We start from the raw sequence: 18,257 nt of genomic DNA on the forward strand, positions 1-18,257 counted from the left end.
GATGCTTGATTATACACCCAAAGAACTGAAAGAGCGTCCAAGTGGCGCCGTAATCAATCCTGCTAAAACTTGCCAGCCGATAGGGGCCATGTATGCTGCTTTAGGGATAAAAGGCTGCCTGCCGCACAGTCATGGTTCGCAAGGGTGCTGTTCCTTTCACCGGATGCATTTAACCAGACATTTTCGTGATCCGATCATGGCATCAACAAGCAGCTTTACGGAAGGTGCATCAGTTTTTGGCGGCGGTGCCAACTTAAAAACAGCGATTAAAAACGTATTTGCTTTATATAATCCCGATGTTATGGCCATTCATACAACTTGTCTGTCGGAGACAATTGGTGATGATATTCCGACCATTATCAAACAATCGGAGATACCGGAAGGAAAAATCGTATTTCATGCGAATACGCCAAGTTACCAGGGGTCGCATATTACCGGTTTTTCTAATATGACTAAGGCTATGGCTACGTATTTTTCGGAAAGTACCAGTGATTCCAAAAAAGAACAGGTGAATGTCATTCCTGGTTTTGTCAATCCGGGAGATATGCGTGAAATTAAAAGAATTGTTAAATCGCTGAAACTTGATTTCATTATGTTTCCTGATACCTCAGGAGTAGTGGATTCACCGATGACCGGCAAGTTTGAAATGTATCCTAAGGGTGGTGTTACACTGGACGAATTAAAAGATTCCGGTAATTCCAAAGTTACTATGTCACTTGGCCGTTTCGCATCCTTGGATGCAGCGGAAAAATTGGAGAAGAAATGCAAGGTCCCGGCTGTTTCATTAAAAACTCCGATTGGCGTAAAAGCAACCGATGATTTTTTAATGGCCTTGCGGAGTTCCTTTGCAGCAGAAATTCCCTATGAACTAGAGGAAGAACGTGGCCAGTTGGTCGATATTATGACCGATACTCATTTCCATTTTCACGGGAAAAAAGTAGCTATTTTTGGCGATCCCGATATTGTGACCTCAATGACTGAATTTTTATTGAGTCTGGGTATGATTCCGGTACATGTACTAACAGGTACACCGGCAGGAGCATTGGGATCCGGCTTAGCCAGCTTTGAAGAGGAAGTTCAGGATATGTTGAAAGCAGCCGGAGTGACAGCCAACGTTAAGGCGCCAGGAGACTTGTTTGAGCTGCATCAATGGATTAAAAATGAACCGGTCGATTTGTTGATTGGGAATACGTATGGCAAATTTATCGCCCGTGCTGAAGATATTCCATTTGTGCGGATAGGTTTTCCGATACTTGATAGAAGTGTTCATTCTTATATGCCGCTGGTAGGGTATCGCGGCGCCATGCGCATTATTGAGATGATCAGCAATGCTCTGTTAGACCGTGCCGACAGAGATGCGGCAGATGAAGATTTTGAGTTGGTAATGTAATTGAGGTTGTGTCGAGTCGTGGGTGCAGGAAAAAATCTCCTGCTGCCCAGACTGCCAGCCTTACTAGATTTACTACGCAGGTAACGAAAGGATGTGACGGCTGGATGAGTGAGGCAGCAGCTATACGCGATAGAGACGAATTTATTATTACTAAGGGGAAACAGAAAAAACAGCTTAAGTGTGATGCTGAAAGCATTGCCGGCTGTGTCAGCCAGCGTGCTTGCGTATACTGTGGGGCCAGAGTGGTGCTAAACCCGATTACTGATGCAATCCATCTGGTACATGGTCCGATAGGCTGTGCAAGTTATACCTGGGATATACGGGGAAGTTTAAGTAGTGGAGAAGAGTTGTACCGAAATAGTTTTTCTACAGACCTGAAAGAACAGGATGTTATCTTCGGCGGAGAAAAAAAATTAGCGGCAGCCATTGATGAATTGGTCGGAAAATATCCGGAGGCAAAACTGGTTATTGTGTATTCTACCTGTATCGTAGGCGTTATTGGCGATGATTTGCAGGCAGTATGTAAAGCTGCGGCCCAAAGACATAACATTGAAGTAATACCGGTAGAGTCCAGCGGCTTTATCGGTAATAAAGCTGCCGGGTACCGTGCTGCCGGCGATGCATTGCTGCGACTGATTGAGCCTGATGGGGAGAAATTACCTAAGCTAGAAAAAACGATTAATTATCTTGGTGATTTTAATTTAGCCGGAGAGGCTTGGATTATAAAAAGTTATTTGCAAGAGATTGGTGTAAAATTAAATGTCGTATTCACTGGCGATTCGAAATATGAAGATCTAAAAAAAGCAACTTCCGCTTCGTTAAATATTATACAATGTGCCGGTTCTATGCATTATTTGGCTGCAAAGATAGAAACGCTCTACCAAATTCCGTTTATCAATGTCTCTTTTTTGGGAATTGAAGATACGGCTAATTCACTTAGAGCGGTAGCCCGGGCTTTTCAGGATCACGAAATGATGGAAAGAGCAGAAATACTAATACAAAGAGAAACGGCTAAAATTCAACCGGTTATTGAAAGTTATCGGGAAAAACTGCAGGGAAAGAAAGCGGCAGTGTATGTTGGCGGGGGATTTAAAGCCATTTCACTGATCAAACAGTTTCGTGAAGTTGGTATTGAAGTGGTTATGGTCGGTACACAGACAGGCCGGAAAGAAGAATATGAAGCCATTGATGAATTGGTTAATGACGGAACCGTTATTCTGGATGATGCCAATCCGGCTGAACTGGAACGATTCATGGTAGAACAAAATGCCGATTTATTGGTTGGAGGCGTAAAAGAACGGCCTCTTGCCTATAAACTGGCAAAAGCATTTATAGACCATAATCATGACCGGAAACATCCCTTAAGCGGGTTCGTGGGTGCAGTTAACTTTGCTGCGGAAGTATATTCAACGGTATGTTCTCCTGTTTGGAAATATATTAAGGCTTAGCAGGGAGTGGTGGATATGACAGCAGCGCGAAATGTAAATGAAAACCCCTGTAATATGTGCATGCCTATGGGGGCAATTTTACCCTTTAAAGGAATAGAACAATGTATGGTGGTACTGCACGGTTCACAAGGCTGCAGTACCTATATGCGCCGGCACATCGCCGAGCATTTTAACGAACCGATAGATGTGGGGTCTTCATCATTAAATGAAAAAGGTACGGTATATGGCGGTGAGAAAAATTTAAAGCAGGCATTGGATAATATCATCAAGGTATATAATCCTAAAGTCATTGGTGTGCTGACAACTTGTTTGGCAGAAACCATTGGTGAAGATATCGAACGCATTGCAGCCGAATATCGTAAGGAAAAAAATCTTACCGATTTAACCGTTGTTACCGTGCCAACTCCCGGTTATGGTGGTACACATACAGAAGGCTATTTGTATGCTTTGCGAAGAACTCTTATTCAAGTAACGAAGAAGGCTGAAAAACATAATAAGCTGAATTTAATTATTCCTCATATTAGTACAGCCGATATAAGGGAGCTTAAACGGATTCTGGATATCATGAACATTCAGTATACCTTATTTCCGGACATCTCAGATACTTTGGATCGTCCACTGCTCCGTCAGTATGCTAAATTACCGGATGGTGGAACAAAAATTCAAGATATACAGGAAATGTCCGGTGCAGTGGCTACCATCCAGTTTGGGATAACTGCTGCCGATGAACTATCGCCTGGAAAGTATCTGGAAGATGAGTTCGGGGTTCCGCTCTATAATCTTCCAATTCCCATGGGGGTAGAAAATACCGACTTATTTATCAAAGCACTTTGTGAAATCAATGATATGGCTATGCCGGACAGTATTGCTGCCGAACGCGGGCGTTTACTGGATGCTATGGTTGATTCCCATAAATATAATTTTCAGGGGCGCAGTGTAATTTTTGGTGATCCGGAATTGGTTTATGCTATAAGCAAAACCTGTCTGGAAAATGGCGTGTTTCCAGTGGTTATTGCCACCGGCAGCTTTAATTCTAAAGTGTTTGAACTCTTGCAACCAGAGTTGGAAGCAAATGACGCACCGGCGGTAAACTTTTTAAACGAAACCGATTTTATGAAAATTCGTAATGTGGTTAGTGATTCATCAGCCAATATCGCCATTGGACACTCGGATGGACGATATTTGGAAGAGCATGAGCATATACCACTTGTACGGCTAGGTTTTCCCATTCTTGACCGTGTGGGGGGACAGCGCTTATTATCTGTGGGATATACCGGAACAGCCATGTTTTTGGACCGAATTACCAATACTTTGCTGGCGGAAAAGCGCCGTTCTTATCGGCGTTCGATGTATGAGAAATATTACCGGGGGCTGGAGAAAGGACCAGCCTGTGGTGTGAACCGAGGTGGAGAAAATGAGTTGCAAATGTCCGAGTCAAACTGACAGCACAACGAGCAATGCCGATCTCTTGCAAAAAACGGAACAGCATCCATGCTATTCGGCAGGGGCACATCAAAAGTATGCTCGGATGCATTTGCCAGTGGCACCCGCATGTAATATCAGCTGTAATTACTGTAACCGCAAATTCGATTGCGTTAATGAGAGCCGACCAGGTGTGACCAGTGAAATTCTCTCTCCTGACATGGCCAAAGAAAAGTTCCTATTTGTGAAGGAAAAAATCGAAAACTTGACTGTTGTAGGAATTGCAGGTCCTGGGGATGCTTTGGCAAATTGGCCGGAGGTCCGCCGGAGTATTGAACTTATCAAAGAAGCTTCGCCGGAAACGACTTTCTGTTTATCAACCAATGGGTTGATGTTGCCCGAATATGCTGCCGAACTTGTTGCATTAGGAATAAGACATGTAACTGTAACGGTAAATTGTTTGGATCCTCAGATTGGAGCCCGGATTTATAAAGTGGTGACTTTCAAAGGTGAAAGTTATCGTGGTGAAACGGGAGCAGAACTGTTAATCAAAAATCAACTGGCTGGTATTGAGTATTTAGCTAAGCGCGGTGTATTGGTTAAAGTCAATATTGTTATGATTAAAGAGATTAATGACAGCCATATTCCTCTGGTAGTTAAGAGGGTTAAAGAATTGGGTGCCTTTATTACCAATATTATGCCACTCATTCCGGCTCCGGGAAGTGTTTTTGAAAAGTATCCGCAGACGAGTATGAAAGAGATCAACGAGATGCGTAATCTGTGTCAGTTGGATATTCAACAAATGAGACACTGCCAACAATGCCGAGCTGATGCGATTGGACTTTTAAAGGAAGACCGGTCTCAGGAGTTTCGTAGTTGCAGCAGTAATAAACAAACGGGCATAGGAGAGATGAAAAAGACTATTGCTAGCAAAAAATATAAAATTGCTGTTACGTCTAAGTATGGAAAACTGGTGGATCTGCATTTTGGGCATGCTGCGGAGTTTATGATTTATGAGGGTGACGGTCATGTTTTTCAGTTGTTGGAGATGAGAAAATCAGCGAAATACTGCCTGGGTATGGAAGATTGTGATGAAGAGGTCAGTCGGCGGAAGGCAATTATTGCTACCATTGCCGATTGTGACGCTGTGTTGACCATGCGTATAGGGTATAACGCGCAGAAAATGCTCAAAGAACATGGGATTGACAGCATAGAATCTTGCTATACGATAGAAAATGGCTTGGCACAATGTGTAAAACAACTTTCTTTACAAGAAGCGATATAAATAAAACAAGGATGGATGAAGATGAATAAACCGAAACGACATATTTTTGTATGCACCAGCTCTCGAATGACGGGGCAGGCTAAAGGGTTTTGTCAAACTAAAGATGCGCTTGGTGTTGTAGAAGCATTTATGGAAGAAATTCGTGATCGTGATTTAAGCGGTGAAGTTTTTATCTCGAACACGGGCTGTTTTGGAATTTGCGAACAAGGTCCGATTGTTGTCATTTATCCAGATAACGTATGGTATGGCTCGGTTACACCGGATGATGTTGAAGAAATTATGGATGAGCATATTGAAGGTGACTCTGTAGTCAAGCGGCTTGAGCTATAATTTGAAATTTGTGCTTGGGAGGGGTTTGAGTGACAAAAGAAATCGCTGTTTATATTAATGATGAAGCTGTTGCAGCGTCATTATTAGAGCCGGGAAAAGTGATTGTCTATCGTAGAGGAAATGGTGTATGGGAAATTGACCGGGAATTGGAATTCAAACTTGACCCCAAGCAGGGTTTATATCAATTGCGGCAAAACATGGCTAAACTCATTTCCTTTATGGGTGAATGTACTATTTTTGCCGGGTTATCTGTTACTGGCGTACCTTATTTTGAATTTGAAAAAGCGGATATCAGCGTATGGGAAATAGAAGGAAGACCGGATTTGTATTTAGATGATATTTTCGACAAGGAAGCTGCACTTGCCAGGCGGACTGTTGAGGTAGTGAAGCCTAGTACCGAAGCATTTGTCGAGGAAGTGAGCCATGGATGTTATTTTATTGATTTAAAAAAAGTTCAGCAAAGCAGTGCCGGGGTGACTTCAAAACAAGTCTTGCTCCCTTTGTTGAAAAAAGAAAATTTTACGTCAATATCTATACTCTGTAAACATATCCCCCCCTGGCTGGAAGGCGAATTACTTGCTAAAAAAATGGTTTGTGAGATAAATACAATCAATGACGGCGAAATGAGAATAAATATCCAACCGAAATGCTGTTCTTAACTTGGCAGCTTTGAAAAGATCCTGACCAATAATGTAGTTTCGATTTGGCAGGATCTTTTAACTAATCAGGAGTGACAAGTATGAGTAAGCCAGTCTTATATATGGATCAAACTGTAAATGAAGGATTAAAGCAAGGAATAGGACCGGTTAAATTACGACTTATGATGCAGGCGTTAACAGAATTGCCAATAGGATCTACGGATGTATGGGTAAAAGAGTGGGAAGAAAACGGGCTGCATTCGTATAATGTAACCTTTCATTCTTTTTTACGAGGAAAAATAAAACCCAATTTATATGATCTGTACCGGGCGTATCATTTGGGTTTTGATAAAATCATCATAGTTTATTCTCATGTGTCACGTAAACAAACCAGTAAAAGGTTGTATCCGGTATTAGCAGCTGCTTCCAAGCTGCACTTATCAGTTTCATTATTTATTGAAAACGCTGCGCAGATTTCTGCGGTCGATATAGATTACTACTTAAAGTTAATCATTAAATTTGATATTAAATCATTTATCTATGGCGATAAAGAAAGTTTACTGGATTCATTTGCTGTTTTTGAAGCTTTAAGTCAAATATATAAAATTTTACCTTGTGTTTTGGAATTTCATGCTCATAACAGTTATGGCCTAGCCACTGCTAATTCGCTGTCCGCTATTAAAGCCGGTGTAAGGCGGGTCGCTGCCTCAGTGGCAGGCGTTGGCACTCCCTGTCATGCTGCACTGGAAGAAGTGCTGATAGGCAGTAAATATATACTACAAGAAACAATACCTGCTACCGGGGATTTGGCAGCTCTTTGTGCGCATATTCTGGCCTGTATGGGACAGAATGTTCCTGTCCGTAAGGCCGTTATTGGAACGGATGTTTTTGCTCATGAATCGGGATTGCATGTTCAAGGAGTAGTTCAGAATCCCAGTTTATACGAAGCATTTTCACCTGAAGAAGTGGGATTGGTCCGACGATTGGTGATTGGAAAACACTCAGGGAGCATGTCTCTCAGAGTGAAATTAAATCAAATAGAGCTTTATCCAAGTGACCAGGAAATTGCGGCAATGCTGCCTAAAGTTAGAAAATTGGCCGTAGTGCAGAAAGGCTGTCTAAATGATGAACAACTACAAAGTTTATATTTTTCAGAGAGAAAAAACTCATATGAAGATAAGCGAGGTGAGTAAAGGTGCAAGACACACTGGAAATCATTGATACAACACTGCGGGATGGAGAACAGGCGGCTGGTATTGCCTTTTCAAAAAAAGAAAAACTAACCATAGCAACTGCTTTAGATCGTGCAGGGGTTAGTTGGATAGAAGCTGGAACACCAGCAATGGGAGAAGCTGAACAGGAAATTATGCGTGCGATAGTATCTTCAGGTCTCAAGGCAAAAGTATTTTCCTGGAACAGAGCAAAAGCAGAGGATATTTTGGCTTCCGTACAGTGCGGGTTTTCCTGTATTCATATTTCTGTGCCTGTCTCAGATCTTCACATTAAGCACAAAATAAAAAAAAGCCGTGAGTGGGTTATTTTGCAGTTAAAACAAAGCATTCGTTTGGCTCAAAGCTTTGGCTGTAGCGTATCCGTTGGTGCAGAGGATGCCTCCAGAGCAGATAAGGAGTTTTTTTTACAGGTGGCTGGTATTGCCGCTAAACTGGGAGCTATTCGTATACGCTTTGCCGATACGGTTGGTTGTTTGGACCCATTTACTACCTTTACTTTACTGGAGGATTTGGTGGCTAAGTGCTCATTGCCAATTGAGTTTCATGCACACAATGATTTTGGATTGGCTACGGCAAATACCCTAGCTGCTTATAAAGCCGGTATAAGGTTTGCCAGTACGACGATAGCCGGTATTGGTGAGCGGGCTGGCAATGCTCCCATGGAAGAAGTACTCACTGCACTTGACGCGGTTTATGGAGTACCCTCTACCATTCGCTTAAAAACTTGTACCCGTCTGGCTTCCATAATTTCCGTTGATCATTTTCCCTATAAGCCAATTCTCGGTGCTAAAGCTAAAGTGAAGTATGAAAAGAAGAGAGGCAAACATGCAGGCTGAGGTTATGTCTAGCAAAAATAAACAGCTAGAGGGATCTAGCTGTTTATTTTTGCTTTCTATTGTTTATAACTTAACGCCGATAAACTCTCCGGAATGGAAGGGGCTACTTTCAACTGCCTGTTGGGGGAGAATATTAAAATGTTTAAAAAATTTTTTTGCACCAACATAAGCACCTTTTGTAGCGTAACGAATGGGAAACGAATTAATATTTCTTTCTTTTAAAGGTAATAAGCCAACAGCATTGGCTTGCAAGTCATAACCTATCATACAAAAAGGACTGTTGTCTAATAATTCAGTAGCCAGCTTATTGAATACAATACGTCCATTGGGTCTTAATTCAATGATTGGTTCGATAGTTTTGCTTGAACGCTCCCGATGTGGTTCAAATAGTGTAAAAGAACATTCCATATCATTCACTCCTTATATACTGATTATTTATTAAGTATGCTCAAAAAGTTGAATTTATAAACAGAATTTAGAGTAAAAGCTTATTTTTTTCTTCTATATACGTTATAATTCAATAGATGGCTAATCAAATTCATTGAGTCAAAAAAGTGCTTAGGAGGGATTGTATGATTCAGCAGATTTGGTTGTATCTTTTTGCAGTCATTATCGGTGGTGCAATTATCAAAGAGTTGTTTATCAGCCCGGTTATCTTGGTACTGATTGATTTAATTATTTTGTTTGCGCTATACATGCTTATACGCAGATATTCTTTTATTGATGTCAAAAGAAGTATGTATTTTTTTTCGTTGTTAACTTTTATCACTATATTAGTAGATGTGAATTTGATGCCGAGTATAATCGGAAACATTATTATATTAAGTATATTATTGTGGATGATTTTCAGTAGTGGCAGAGGTGGCGGACCTAACAGGCCCCCGTTGCGTCATAAATGGCATAAATAATGATCACCGTGTGTTCGGCGACCTTTCTGAGGAGATCTTTTATCCAGTTAAACTTTCGTCGGCATTACTTTTTGTTATGGGCTGGCCGCAGCTTATCACAGGAGTCCTTGGCGGTTTATTGGCAGTCAGTGTTTGTAAACGATTAAAAGGATTTTACTGAGGGATACTTTTCTGTTTATAAAATCCGATGTAGCAGGTAACCGTTGTCTTTCAGCCAATTCCGTTCTTGTTTATAATTAGGAAGACAACTTTCTACCAACAGCCAAAACTGACGAGAATGATTTAATTCTCGCAAATGAGATAATTCATGTACCACCAGATAATCAATAACGCCTGTCGGTGCCATGATAATTCGCCAATTGTAGTTAATGTTGCCCAGAGCAGAACAACTTCCCCAGCGTGTTTTTTGTTCTTTAATATGGATCTGTTTAGGAAGAACATGGAGTTTTTTTGACCATTCCATGGTTTTCGTTGTTAGCAAATCGGCAGCAGCAGCAAGATACCATTTTTTTATTAATTGATGTATGACATCTGTATTACGGTGCGTGAATTTTGGAAGAACAATTTGCATTTTATCGGCTTCCAGCCTGATGGTAGGTGTGTTGTCTGTTGTGGTATAATAAAAGTGTAAATAGTATTCTTTACCCAGGTATAAAATACGGGTACCTTGAGAGAGTGCGCTGTTTACAGGATTAGCGGATAATTTACGAAGGTGGTCAATGCGGGAGAGAATCCATTTACTTTTTTTTTGCAGGAGGGTTTCAATTGATGTTGCAGGGTATTGAACAGGCGCAGTAATTTCCAGCAATTGTGTATCTTTTACTTTTATTTGTATTGTTTTCCGGTTTTTCCGGTAGAGAATTGTATAATATAATTGATAATTAGCCAGCATAATTTTGTTCATTGCGTATGTCCTTTGGTTTATAATTATATATTTTTTTGATTTGGCGTTTACTGTGTAAATTCCTGCGAAAAAAGTAGGTTATATAAGAATTATTTATCGTAGAGTGATAAACAGTGGGAAGGTTATATATGAAACAAAATACAATTATATTGAAAGAAAGTCAGAAATCTTTTTTAGTAAAACGAGTTATTACCTATGGTACGGGATTTGAGCCTGGTGTAGAATTGATTGGGACGCGTTATGAAATCTGGGATAAAAAATATCAGGATAAATATGAACAGGATATTATTCAGGAACCGGTTAATGGGAGTACGGTTGTATATTGTGAGTTGTGTGTTCAGGAATCTGATGAAAAAATGATAGAAGTCTTTGACAAAAGAGAGAACGGTATTTATTCTAATAGTCAAAATTACGAATGAGAAGAACTCCTGCGTGTAATCTGCGCAGGAGTTCTATTTTTGACAAAAGGATATGTTTGTCGTATAATACAACAAACAGAACGTATGTTCTGAGGCGGTTTTTCTACGTTTCGTTTACTAGGAGGGAAGAGAATGGTGCGACAACGGTGGATATTACATGCTGATATGGATGCTTTTTATGCTTCGGTCGAACAGCGAGACCATCCTGAATTCCGGCAGCAACCGGTTATTGTTGGTGGCAATAGTAGCCGGGGTGTAGTAGCGGCCGCTTCCTATGAAGCACGTCAATACGGAGTGCGGTCGGCCATGCCGATGGCGGAAGCAAGACGTCGCTGCCCACAGGGGATCTATGTATTGCCTAATATGGCAAAGTATGCAAAAATATCAGGAGAAATCATGCAAATTCTTGCATCTTTTTCCCCGGTTATTGAAACTTTGGCACTTGACGAAGCTTTTTTAGATATTACAGGGATGGAGCTACTACATAATGATGTAGTGGATATTGCTGTTAAGATCAAAGAACAGATCCGAGCGCAACTTAATTTGATTATATCAGTTGGTGTGGCGCCAAATAAATTTTTAGCCAAGTTGGCTTCGGCTTATAACAAACCGGATGGACTTATGGTGATACGGCCAGGTGAAGAACTGAGCCTGCTTTCACCACTGCCGGTCAGTAAACTATGGGGCGTAGGAGAGGTCACGGAACGTATCCTCAAGTCTTTGCAAATAGAGACGATCGGTCAATTGCGTCAAATTGATCCGTATACACTGGAAAAACACTTAGGGAGATATTCTATTGAACTTTACAATTTGGCTTGGGGCCGTGATGATCGACTTGTTATCCCTGACAGGGAGGCTAAATCGGTTGGTAATGAAGAAACTTTTTCCAGGGATATTCAATCACAAGAAAGCATCCTGGCTGCTTTATTGTCACTCGCCGAGCGAGTTGGATGGCGGCTTCGTAAAGAAGGGCTATGCGGTAAGACGATCACATTAAAGGTGCGGTTTTCTTCATTTCGGACAGTCACGCGCAGCCTTACTTTGATGCAACCTATAGCTATTGATGAAGTTATTTATCATACCGCTCTTCAGCTTATGGCTATAATTCCTGTAAAAGAGGGAATTCGGTTACTAGGGATTACCGTATCCGGTTTAGGTCCGCGGGAACAACAGCTTAATCTATTTAATGAAGTCACAGATAAGCAAGAAAAGATAGCCGATGCGATGGACTTTCTAAAAGAACGATTTGGCACTCATATTGTAACGAGAGGAAGAGTGCTGGAGAAAAGAGATTAACTTGCTAGAAGACGGCGGCTTTACTAAAAAACAGTCACAAAAAAGTGACTGTTTTTTAACGGGCAGAAATCGGTATAAACAAAAAAAGCCCTCCAGCGGAAGACTTGATTTTTCTGGTGCCGAAGGCCGGACTCGAACCGGCACGTGGGGCTACCACGCTTGATTTTGAGTCAAGTGCGTCTGCCAATTCCGCCACTTCGGCATGTGTTATAGAACAAACCCGTTAAGTACATTAGTTATGTTATCATTTCGATAAATTATTGTCAAGTGGTTTTTTTGAGTAATATGTTTAACTGTGATTAGGTCACAATGGTGTAATTTTTAAAATCGGAGTATAAAATATATTGTTTACAGAAATAGTAAAATCATTAACTGATTTATTTATTGACATAAGGTGTGAAAAAAGATATACTATATAAGTAATTGATGAGATGACTCCGTAGCTCAGCTGGATAGAGCGTTTGACTACGAATCAAAAGGTCGCAGGTTCGAATCCTGCCGGGGTCGCCATTGATATTTCAAGGGTTTTACGAGGTTTTCGTAAAGCTCTTTTTTTCGTTTTCATAGCAGTTTTACAACAACCGTACAACAACGCGGCAGAAACTGCATTTTCTAAACGGTTACTGTAGTGGTGTCTCATGATTGATCGATGCGACCGGAAAGGAAGAGTTGAGCCATGAGGCAATTTTTTCCTGGCCGCCGGATATCCTGTGGGTGTAGACATTGAGTAGCATTTGCGTGGTACTGTGGCCCAGTCTGTACTGGGCATCTTTGATGCTGACGCCATTGGCCGAAAGGCGGCTGGCGTGGTCGTGCCGGAGTTTGTGAAAGGTAATATCAATGCTGGCCGCTTTGGCCATGCGCTTAAATTGTTTGGACCAGCTGCGCGGGTCCTGGAGTTTGCCGAAGGGGTCGGGGAATACCAGGTCATTGTCTTCCCAGGGCAGGCCTGTGGCCTTATGGGCGGCGATGGTTGCCGTCTGACGGCCCTGGTGCTGCTTCATCTGCAGTATCGTAATTTCCGGCAGCGGCAAGACGCGCTGGCGGGCGATGGTTTTGGTGTCGTCGAGCGTGAGGCCCTCGTCGGTGATGATGACGGCCCGCTGGATGCTGACGCTGTCGGCGGTGAAATTGAAGTCTATCCACTTCAGTCCCAATAGTTCGGAACGGCTGATGCCGGTTGCCCATTCGAGGAGCAAAGCGGTATACATTTCGGCGTCGGCTTCGGCGGCTGTGAACAGGCGTGCCCACTCTATGCTGCTGAGTGGTATGAATTCCTTGCGCCTCTTCTTGGGCAGCGATACCGTTTTAAACGGCAGCCGGTGCAGTATTTCCTCGTTAAAGGCTTTGTTTAAGGCGATGCGCAGCACCGAAAAGGCCAGTTCGGCCAGGCGCGGTCCGCCGCCGTTGTCTTTGATGGTGTTCACCATGTTTTGAATATCAATCCCCCTGAGTTTTTGCAGTTTAATCTCGCCTAACAGCGGCAGAATATGGTTATTGACCACCGAACGGTAGCCAATGTAGGTATTGCCCCGGACGCTGGCCCGGGCGTAGATGGTCAGCCACTTTTCCACCCACTGGCCAACAGTGATTTTATCGGCGTCAATGAAGACCGGTCCCTTGCTCCGTTCGAGCAGGGCGTCTTTTTTCTGTTGGACTTCGCCTTTGGTTTTGCCGTAGCAATATTTGCGGACGGGTTTTCCCGTCTCGGCGTCGCGGCCGATGATGACGGCCGTCATCCAGAGGCCGTCTTTGCGTTTGCAAATAGTTCCTTCGCCATTGGCCCGTTTAGCCATGAGCACACACCACCTTTTTGATGTCGGTGGCAAGGGCGGCTGCACGCTGTTGTTGTATAACCCGTTGCCACCGCATGCGGTTTGCAACGAATTACAGGCGCAGCCTAGCTGTGGCTAACAGTCAGGCCGGAAGGGGCAGGGAGTTCTTTGCTGATCGCAAGGAGCTCCATTTTTTTCTGCAACGCTTCCTGTTTGGTTTTGCCGTAGGCATAGGTACGAACGGATTTGCCTGTCACAGGGTCGCGGCTGCAAACGGTAGCCACCCAGCGGCCGTCCTGACGTCGATAGACACTGCCATTGCCATAGATATTTGTTTTCATGGTCACACACCTCCTTTGCTGGCTGATTACTCCGGTATTGGCCGACAGGGCTTGTCCCCTACGGCGGCATCTCGGAGGCACGCAGGCGGTTAGCCTCATGCGCCATATTCACACACCATCCTTTATGTAGGAACTTACAATGGCGGCCGCCACTTGGCCGCCTGTTTTATTTCCGGCGCTTGCCGCCGGGATAGAGCATATTGCGAATCCACCGGTCAACCAGGGACAACTTTGTCTTTGTCTTCAGCTTTTAAGGCCGTTACGATTTTTTCAATGACGGCGCGCTCGGCGGGCGGCAGGTCGGCAATGTCTTTGGCCAGGTCGGTGACATCGGCCGGCAGCGATAGCACGCCGGCATCGACGCCTAAGAGGTGGTCGGTCGAGACTTTCAAAATGACGGCCAGGCGGGCCAGCGTTTCGCCGTCCGGTTCGGTGCGGCCCCGCTCCCAGCCGGCCACGGTGGACTGATTGCCCGCCCCGATAATGTCCGCTAGGGCGGCCTGGGACATATGGAGCCGTTCGCGGGCAGCGCGGATGCGTTTTCCTATTTCTTTGCTCATGTTTTTTCACACACCATCACGTTTAATTTGCACACACTGTAAAAAGTAGTTGCTACCCACATTGTAATTCTTCAATTGCGATTTGTAAATATAAAAGTGAGAAATGTATTGAAAAAATAGTAAACCACTGCTATGATTATTACATAATGCAATATCAAATTGCGTTAATTCACTTAAAGGGAGAAGATGAATTATGACAAACACCAAGCTAGTGGTCACGGTCAAGGAGTTTGCGGCCATGACTGGCATTGGGCAGAACCGGGTGCGGGAGTTTTGCTATCTGTCGGATTTTCCGGCATCGAAAGAAGGCAATCGTTTTTTAATTCATGTGGAGGCCGCCAATGAGTGGCTGCGGCGGCGGACCAGCGCTAAGACGGGCGTGAATACGGCCGGGTTGAAGCGTATTCTGCCGTGAGTCAGAAGCGCCGGCGATACAAAGAAGCCTTTTACCGGTGGAAGTGGGCGGGGCCATGAATTACATTGCCGAGCTCAATGCGTTTTATGCCCGGCTGCTGGTGCGGCCGCTGTCAAGTGAAGCCCAGGCCCTGTGGGGTGTCTTAATGCACCTCTTTAACCGGGCCGGCTGGCCGCCCCAGCTGACGGTGGCTGCCAGTACTCTGTTAGGTTTTTTGGGCTACAGCTATGCGACGCTGTCGCGGGCCAGAGGCGAACTGGTGGCGGCCGGACTCTTAGTTCATACGCCCCGCCCGGGGCGACTGGCGCCGTATTATGAACTGCAGCCGTTTAATGGTAAAACTGTGGATAAATCTGTTGATAACCCTGTGGATAAACCGCGACTGGCATTGGTAAAGCCAATTTGCCAATCATAATGAATGGCAAGTGGAATTGACAAAACCGGATTTGCCAATCATTATGATTGGCAACCTGAATACATTATTTAAACGTAAACTTTATATATAAACGTAAACCAATAATAGTAGTAGAGCCTGTGACTATGTGGACAACAAGGGGGAGGGCTGGCATGAATAAGGTCTTTCTGGTGGGAAGCTTGTCCCCGGACCTGGACATGCGCTATACAATGAACGGCAAGGCAGTTTGTTCTTTTTCATTAACGGTAAATTTTAAGACCAAGGTACGCGAGGAAACTGACGCCATTGATTGCGTGGCCTGGGATAACCTGGCGGAGCAGATTGGGCAGGCGGGGGAAGGCGGCCGCCGGGTGGCGATTGAAGGGCGGCTGCATACGCGGCAGTTTGATGGAGCGGACGGTCAGCGAAAGAAAGTGACCGAAGTAGTGGTCCGGGATATCGAATTTTTGGACAAGCCGGGGCTGGCCCGGCCAGGATAGCGAAATTCGGGCAGAGGGGTGTGGTGTCGGTGGCAGGGAAAACGGTGACGGTGGTTATGACGGAGCGGATGTACGGACAACTGGCGAAGTGTGCTGCCGTCTTGTCGGCCAAGCCGCGGCGGAATGGCAAAACGCGGGAGGTTAGTGTGGAGGACGCGCTGCTGCTGGCGGCCATGCTGTACATTGAGGAGTATCTGTACCGGCAGGAAGACGGTCGGTCGGGCCCAGCCGTTTCTTGTTCCCCTCCCGGTTGACGGGAGGGGTTAGGGGTGGGTTCATATACCCTGAGCCAGGGCAAAGGTCTGCGACAGCAGCGGTGGACGTCCGCTAATGTCCTCTTTATGTCCAGCGGCAGCGGTAGCCCGGCGCAGCGGACCCACAGGGCGGGCGTGGACATAAAAGCCATTAGCGGATGGCCGCCTCCCCTTCCCTAAGACAGGGAAGGGTTAGGGATAGGTGGACGTTCCCCTAGTTACCCCCGGCAGGCCGGAGTGCGAGTGATAAGGAGCGTTCGGGCCTGCTCCCCCTGCCCAGACTGCCGAGTTGTCGCCCAGCAGGATACGGTTCTAAGCGTCAGCGGTGGCCGGACGGGAGCGGATGAGGAGAGTGGAGCGTTAGCGAAACGCCGCAAGGAGCGGATGGCCGGACATAGAGCGGTATCCGTGTTATTGGCACTGAGCGGAGCAGCCCGAGGACGGCAGGCGGAAGACGCGGCAGCGGCTGCAGCGCCGCCCGCAGGGATGCGGAGCGGGCTTACGTGTGTGGAGGTGTTATCCTACTTGGCAGCGGGTGGAATTGTGAAGACGATACGACAACGGGAGGGGATTTTTATGAAAATTGTCATTGACCCCGGCCATTCCGGGCCGGTGGAACCAGGGGCCTGCGCCACCGGCGTGCGGGAGTGCGATGTGGCGCTGGCCATTGCCAAGCTGCTAACCGAACTGTTGTATGAGGCAGGCCATGATGTTTTACTGACCCGGACCGGCAATATTGCAAATGACGGGTTGGCGTTCCGGGCAGAGCTGGCCAATGCTAACGAGGCGGACGTGTTTATCAGCCTTCACGCCAACAGCGTCGAGAGCCCGGCCGCCCATGGCACGGAGGTCTATCATTATCCTGGCAGCGTGCGGGGCAAGCGACTGGCGTCCTGCCTGCAGAGCCGGCTGGTGGCCGAAATGGAGACGGCCGACCGGGGCGTCAAGGAGGCCAATTTCCAGATGCTTAGGGAAACGGACTGCCCGGCGGCACTAGTGGAGGTAGCCTTTATCTCAAATGAGGCTGACCGGCGGCTGTTGACCGGTTATGCCGGCCAACTGGCGGCGGCGGTAGCCATAGCTGCTGGGCTGGCGGACTATTTTGCCAGCTAATAGCCGCCCGGGTTGGGCACTGCGCTGGTCCTGCCGCTATGGGATGGTCTGTTCTGTCGGCTGCAGCCGACCAGGGGCGTTGCAAGAAGGTACTTTACAACATTGCAGAATGAATGTATAATAATTACAAAATACAATAATCGCTCCTGGAACGGGCGAAACGTGGTGACCCGCGCGAGTTTTACCCCGCGCTTGTCATAATCCGTTCCAGGCGCAGACAGGCACACCTCCCGGGGTGTGCCTTTTGCGTTGGAAATCGTAGAAGAAAGGAGGCACACAATAATGGCTGTAGTAAAAATGCCGCAGAGCAGCACCATTGCCATTAAGTTGCAAAAGGGCGTAACAACCTCCGGCAGTCCGGCGTATGTAACCCGGAATTACACCGGCAAGGCAACGGCGACTGACCAGGATTTGTTCGATGTGGCGCAAGCGCTGATGGGGCTGCAGTCCTATCCGGTGGCGGATATTGCCCGGGTGGATAATGCCTATCTGGTTAATCAGTAAGGATAAGGACGCTTAAACAGCAACAAGAAAAGGAAAGGAGGACAGACCGATGGCTGATACTAATACGAAGACGCTAGAAATGGTTTTTACGACAGCTGGCGCTAAGGAAGTGACAGTGGTTGTGAAAGATCCGAAGGACGGTCTGACACTAGCTGCCGTGCAGGCAGTGATGGCCACTATCATTGCCAAAAACGTGTTTTCCAGCACCAGCGGCGATCTGATGGCTGCCAAGGAAGCGCAAATTCGCCAGTTGGCCATTACCGAGTTAACCTAAAACAGGAGAGGAGGCCCTG

At 45.5% G+C, this 18,257-nt stretch carries 24 protein-coding genes and 2 tRNA genes; 20 read left to right on the forward strand and 6 right to left on the reverse strand.

Annotation, left to right across the window (positions count from 1 at the left end):
• Window position 1 precedes the first annotated feature (1 nt).
• The 8 genes from nifK to P22_RS14965 all read left to right on the forward strand — a co-directional run bounded on the left by nifK (window position 2) and on the right by P22_RS14965 (window position 8,581).
• Complete coding sequence (gene nifK / locus P22_RS14930) at window positions 2-1,390, forward strand: nitrogenase molybdenum-iron protein subunit beta (RefSeq protein WP_054261041.1); 1,389 nt, start codon at window positions 2-4, stop codon at window positions 1,388-1,390.
• 104 nt (window positions 1,391-1,494) lie between these two features.
• On the forward strand, window positions 1,495-2,838 hold the full coding sequence (gene nifE / locus P22_RS14935) for a nitrogenase iron-molybdenum cofactor biosynthesis protein NifE (RefSeq protein ID WP_054261042.1): 1,344 nt from the start codon (window positions 1,495-1,497) through the stop codon (window positions 2,836-2,838).
• Window positions 2,839-2,853: 15 nt separating this feature from the next.
• The gene (locus tag P22_RS14940) at window positions 2,854-4,281 is read left to right on the forward strand and encodes a nitrogenase component 1 (RefSeq protein ID WP_054261043.1); all 1,428 of its coding nucleotides are present in this window, start codon (window positions 2,854-2,856) and stop codon (window positions 4,279-4,281) included.
• Complete coding sequence (nifB, locus tag P22_RS14945) at window positions 4,253-5,545, forward strand: nitrogenase cofactor biosynthesis protein NifB (protein WP_054261044.1); 1,293 nt, start codon at window positions 4,253-4,255, stop codon at window positions 5,543-5,545. Before P22_RS14940 ends, nifB begins: the two co-directional genes overlap by 29 nt.
• Window positions 5,546-5,566: 21 nt before the next feature.
• Window positions 5,567-5,875, forward strand: a complete 309-nt coding sequence (locus tag P22_RS14950; protein ID WP_054261045.1) for a 2Fe-2S ferredoxin — start codon at window positions 5,567-5,569, stop codon at window positions 5,873-5,875.
• A 29-nt stretch (window positions 5,876-5,904) separates the two neighbouring features.
• Complete coding sequence (locus tag P22_RS14955) at window positions 5,905-6,534, forward strand: Fe-only nitrogenase accessory AnfO family protein (protein WP_054261046.1); 630 nt, start codon at window positions 5,905-5,907, stop codon at window positions 6,532-6,534.
• Window positions 6,535-6,635: 101 nt separating this feature from the next.
• Complete coding sequence (locus P22_RS14960; protein WP_172675855.1) at window positions 6,636-7,706, forward strand: homocitrate synthase/isopropylmalate synthase family protein; 1,071 nt, start codon at window positions 6,636-6,638, stop codon at window positions 7,704-7,706.
• 2 nt (window positions 7,707-7,708) lie between these two features.
• Window positions 7,709-8,581, forward strand: coding sequence for a beta/alpha barrel domain-containing protein (locus P22_RS14965; protein ID WP_054261048.1), 873 nt, complete (start codon window positions 7,709-7,711; stop codon window positions 8,579-8,581).
• 63 nt (window positions 8,582-8,644) lie between these two features.
• Here P22_RS14965 and P22_RS14970 read toward each other — a convergent pair whose 3' ends face one another.
• Window positions 8,645-8,989, reverse strand: coding sequence for a hypothetical protein (locus tag P22_RS14970; protein WP_054261049.1), 345 nt, complete (start codon window positions 8,987-8,989; stop codon window positions 8,645-8,647).
• Window positions 8,990-9,153: 164 nt separating this feature from the next.
• Between P22_RS14970 and P22_RS14975 the strand changes: the two genes are divergently transcribed.
• Window positions 9,154-9,489, forward strand: coding sequence for a hypothetical protein (locus P22_RS14975; RefSeq protein WP_054261050.1), 336 nt, complete (start codon window positions 9,154-9,156; stop codon window positions 9,487-9,489).
• A gap of 175 nt (window positions 9,490-9,664) precedes the next feature.
• Here P22_RS14975 and P22_RS14980 read toward each other — a convergent pair whose 3' ends face one another.
• Window positions 9,665-10,393, reverse strand: coding sequence for a M48 family metallopeptidase (locus P22_RS14980; RefSeq protein WP_054261051.1), 729 nt, complete (start codon window positions 10,391-10,393; stop codon window positions 9,665-9,667).
• Window positions 10,394-10,521: 128 nt separating this feature from the next.
• On the opposite strand from P22_RS14980, the gene P22_RS14985 reads away from it, so the two are divergent.
• The gene (locus P22_RS14985; RefSeq protein WP_054261052.1) at window positions 10,522-10,812 is read left to right on the forward strand and encodes a hypothetical protein; all 291 of its coding nucleotides are present in this window, start codon (window positions 10,522-10,524) and stop codon (window positions 10,810-10,812) included.
• Window positions 10,813-10,944: 132 nt separating this feature from the next.
• Complete coding sequence (locus P22_RS14990; protein ID WP_054261053.1) at window positions 10,945-12,108, forward strand: DNA polymerase IV; 1,164 nt, start codon at window positions 10,945-10,947, stop codon at window positions 12,106-12,108.
• 114 nt (window positions 12,109-12,222) lie between these two features.
• Here the strand turns inward: P22_RS14990 and P22_RS14995 are convergent.
• Window positions 12,223-12,310: transfer RNA gene (locus P22_RS14995), tRNA-Leu, on the reverse strand.
• A gap of 231 nt (window positions 12,311-12,541) precedes the next feature.
• Here P22_RS14995 and P22_RS15000 point away from each other — a divergent pair.
• A tRNA-Arg gene (locus P22_RS15000) sits at window positions 12,542-12,618 on the forward strand.
• Between the two features lie 110 nt (window positions 12,619-12,728).
• Here P22_RS15000 and P22_RS15005 read toward each other — a convergent pair.
• The 3 genes from P22_RS15005 to P22_RS15015 form a co-directional block, all read right to left on the reverse strand.
• Entirely contained in the window at window positions 12,729-13,904 is a 1,176-nt protein-coding gene (locus P22_RS15005; RefSeq protein ID WP_054261054.1) for a tyrosine-type recombinase/integrase, read from the reverse strand.
• Window positions 13,905-14,008: 104 nt separating this feature from the next.
• Window positions 14,009-14,224 (reverse strand): hypothetical protein, encoded by a 216-nt coding sequence (locus tag P22_RS15010; RefSeq protein WP_054261055.1) that lies wholly within the window; start codon window positions 14,222-14,224, stop codon window positions 14,009-14,011.
• 215 nt (window positions 14,225-14,439) lie between these two features.
• The gene (locus P22_RS15015) at window positions 14,440-14,784 is read right to left on the reverse strand and encodes a helix-turn-helix transcriptional regulator (protein ID WP_054261056.1); all 345 of its coding nucleotides are present in this window, start codon (window positions 14,782-14,784) and stop codon (window positions 14,440-14,442) included.
• Between the two features lie 193 nt (window positions 14,785-14,977).
• Here P22_RS15015 and P22_RS15020 point away from each other — a divergent pair, with 193 nt between their 5' ends.
• From P22_RS15020 to P22_RS15050, 8 genes are all read left to right on the forward strand, one after another.
• Window positions 14,978-15,199 carry a helix-turn-helix domain-containing protein gene (locus tag P22_RS15020; protein WP_054261057.1) on the forward strand — a complete coding sequence of 74 codons (222 nt, stop codon included), beginning with the start codon at window positions 14,978-14,980 and terminating at the stop codon, window positions 15,197-15,199.
• 55 nt (window positions 15,200-15,254) lie between these two features.
• Window positions 15,255-15,614, forward strand: a complete 360-nt coding sequence (locus P22_RS15025; protein WP_109298254.1) for a hypothetical protein — start codon at window positions 15,255-15,257, stop codon at window positions 15,612-15,614.
• A 152-nt stretch (window positions 15,615-15,766) separates the two neighbouring features.
• On the forward strand, window positions 15,767-16,093 hold the full coding sequence (locus tag P22_RS15030) for a single-stranded DNA-binding protein (protein ID WP_054261059.1): 327 nt from the start codon (window positions 15,767-15,769) through the stop codon (window positions 16,091-16,093).
• 29 nt (window positions 16,094-16,122) lie between these two features.
• Entirely contained in the window at window positions 16,123-16,347 is a 225-nt protein-coding gene (locus P22_RS15035) for a hypothetical protein (RefSeq protein WP_054261060.1), read from the forward strand.
• 15 nt (window positions 16,348-16,362) lie between these two features.
• The gene (locus P22_RS20645; RefSeq protein ID WP_156318991.1) at window positions 16,363-16,527 is read left to right on the forward strand and encodes a hypothetical protein; all 165 of its coding nucleotides are present in this window, start codon (window positions 16,363-16,365) and stop codon (window positions 16,525-16,527) included.
• A 63-nt stretch (window positions 16,528-16,590) separates the two neighbouring features.
• On the forward strand, window positions 16,591-17,460 hold the full coding sequence (locus tag P22_RS15040) for an N-acetylmuramoyl-L-alanine amidase family protein (protein WP_156318992.1): 870 nt from the start codon (window positions 16,591-16,593) through the stop codon (window positions 17,458-17,460).
• A 282-nt stretch (window positions 17,461-17,742) separates the two neighbouring features.
• Window positions 17,743-17,964, forward strand: coding sequence for a DUF1659 domain-containing protein (locus P22_RS15045; protein WP_054261062.1), 222 nt, complete (start codon window positions 17,743-17,745; stop codon window positions 17,962-17,964).
• A gap of 49 nt (window positions 17,965-18,013) precedes the next feature.
• On the forward strand, window positions 18,014-18,238 hold the full coding sequence (locus P22_RS15050; protein WP_054261063.1) for a DUF2922 domain-containing protein: 225 nt from the start codon (window positions 18,014-18,016) through the stop codon (window positions 18,236-18,238).
• The last annotated feature ends 19 nt before the right edge of the window (window positions 18,239-18,257 follow it).

The sequence above is a fragment of the Propionispora sp. 2/2-37 genome (assembly GCF_001298735.1).
GTDB lineage: Bacteria > Bacillota > Negativicutes > Propionisporales > Propionisporaceae > Propionispora.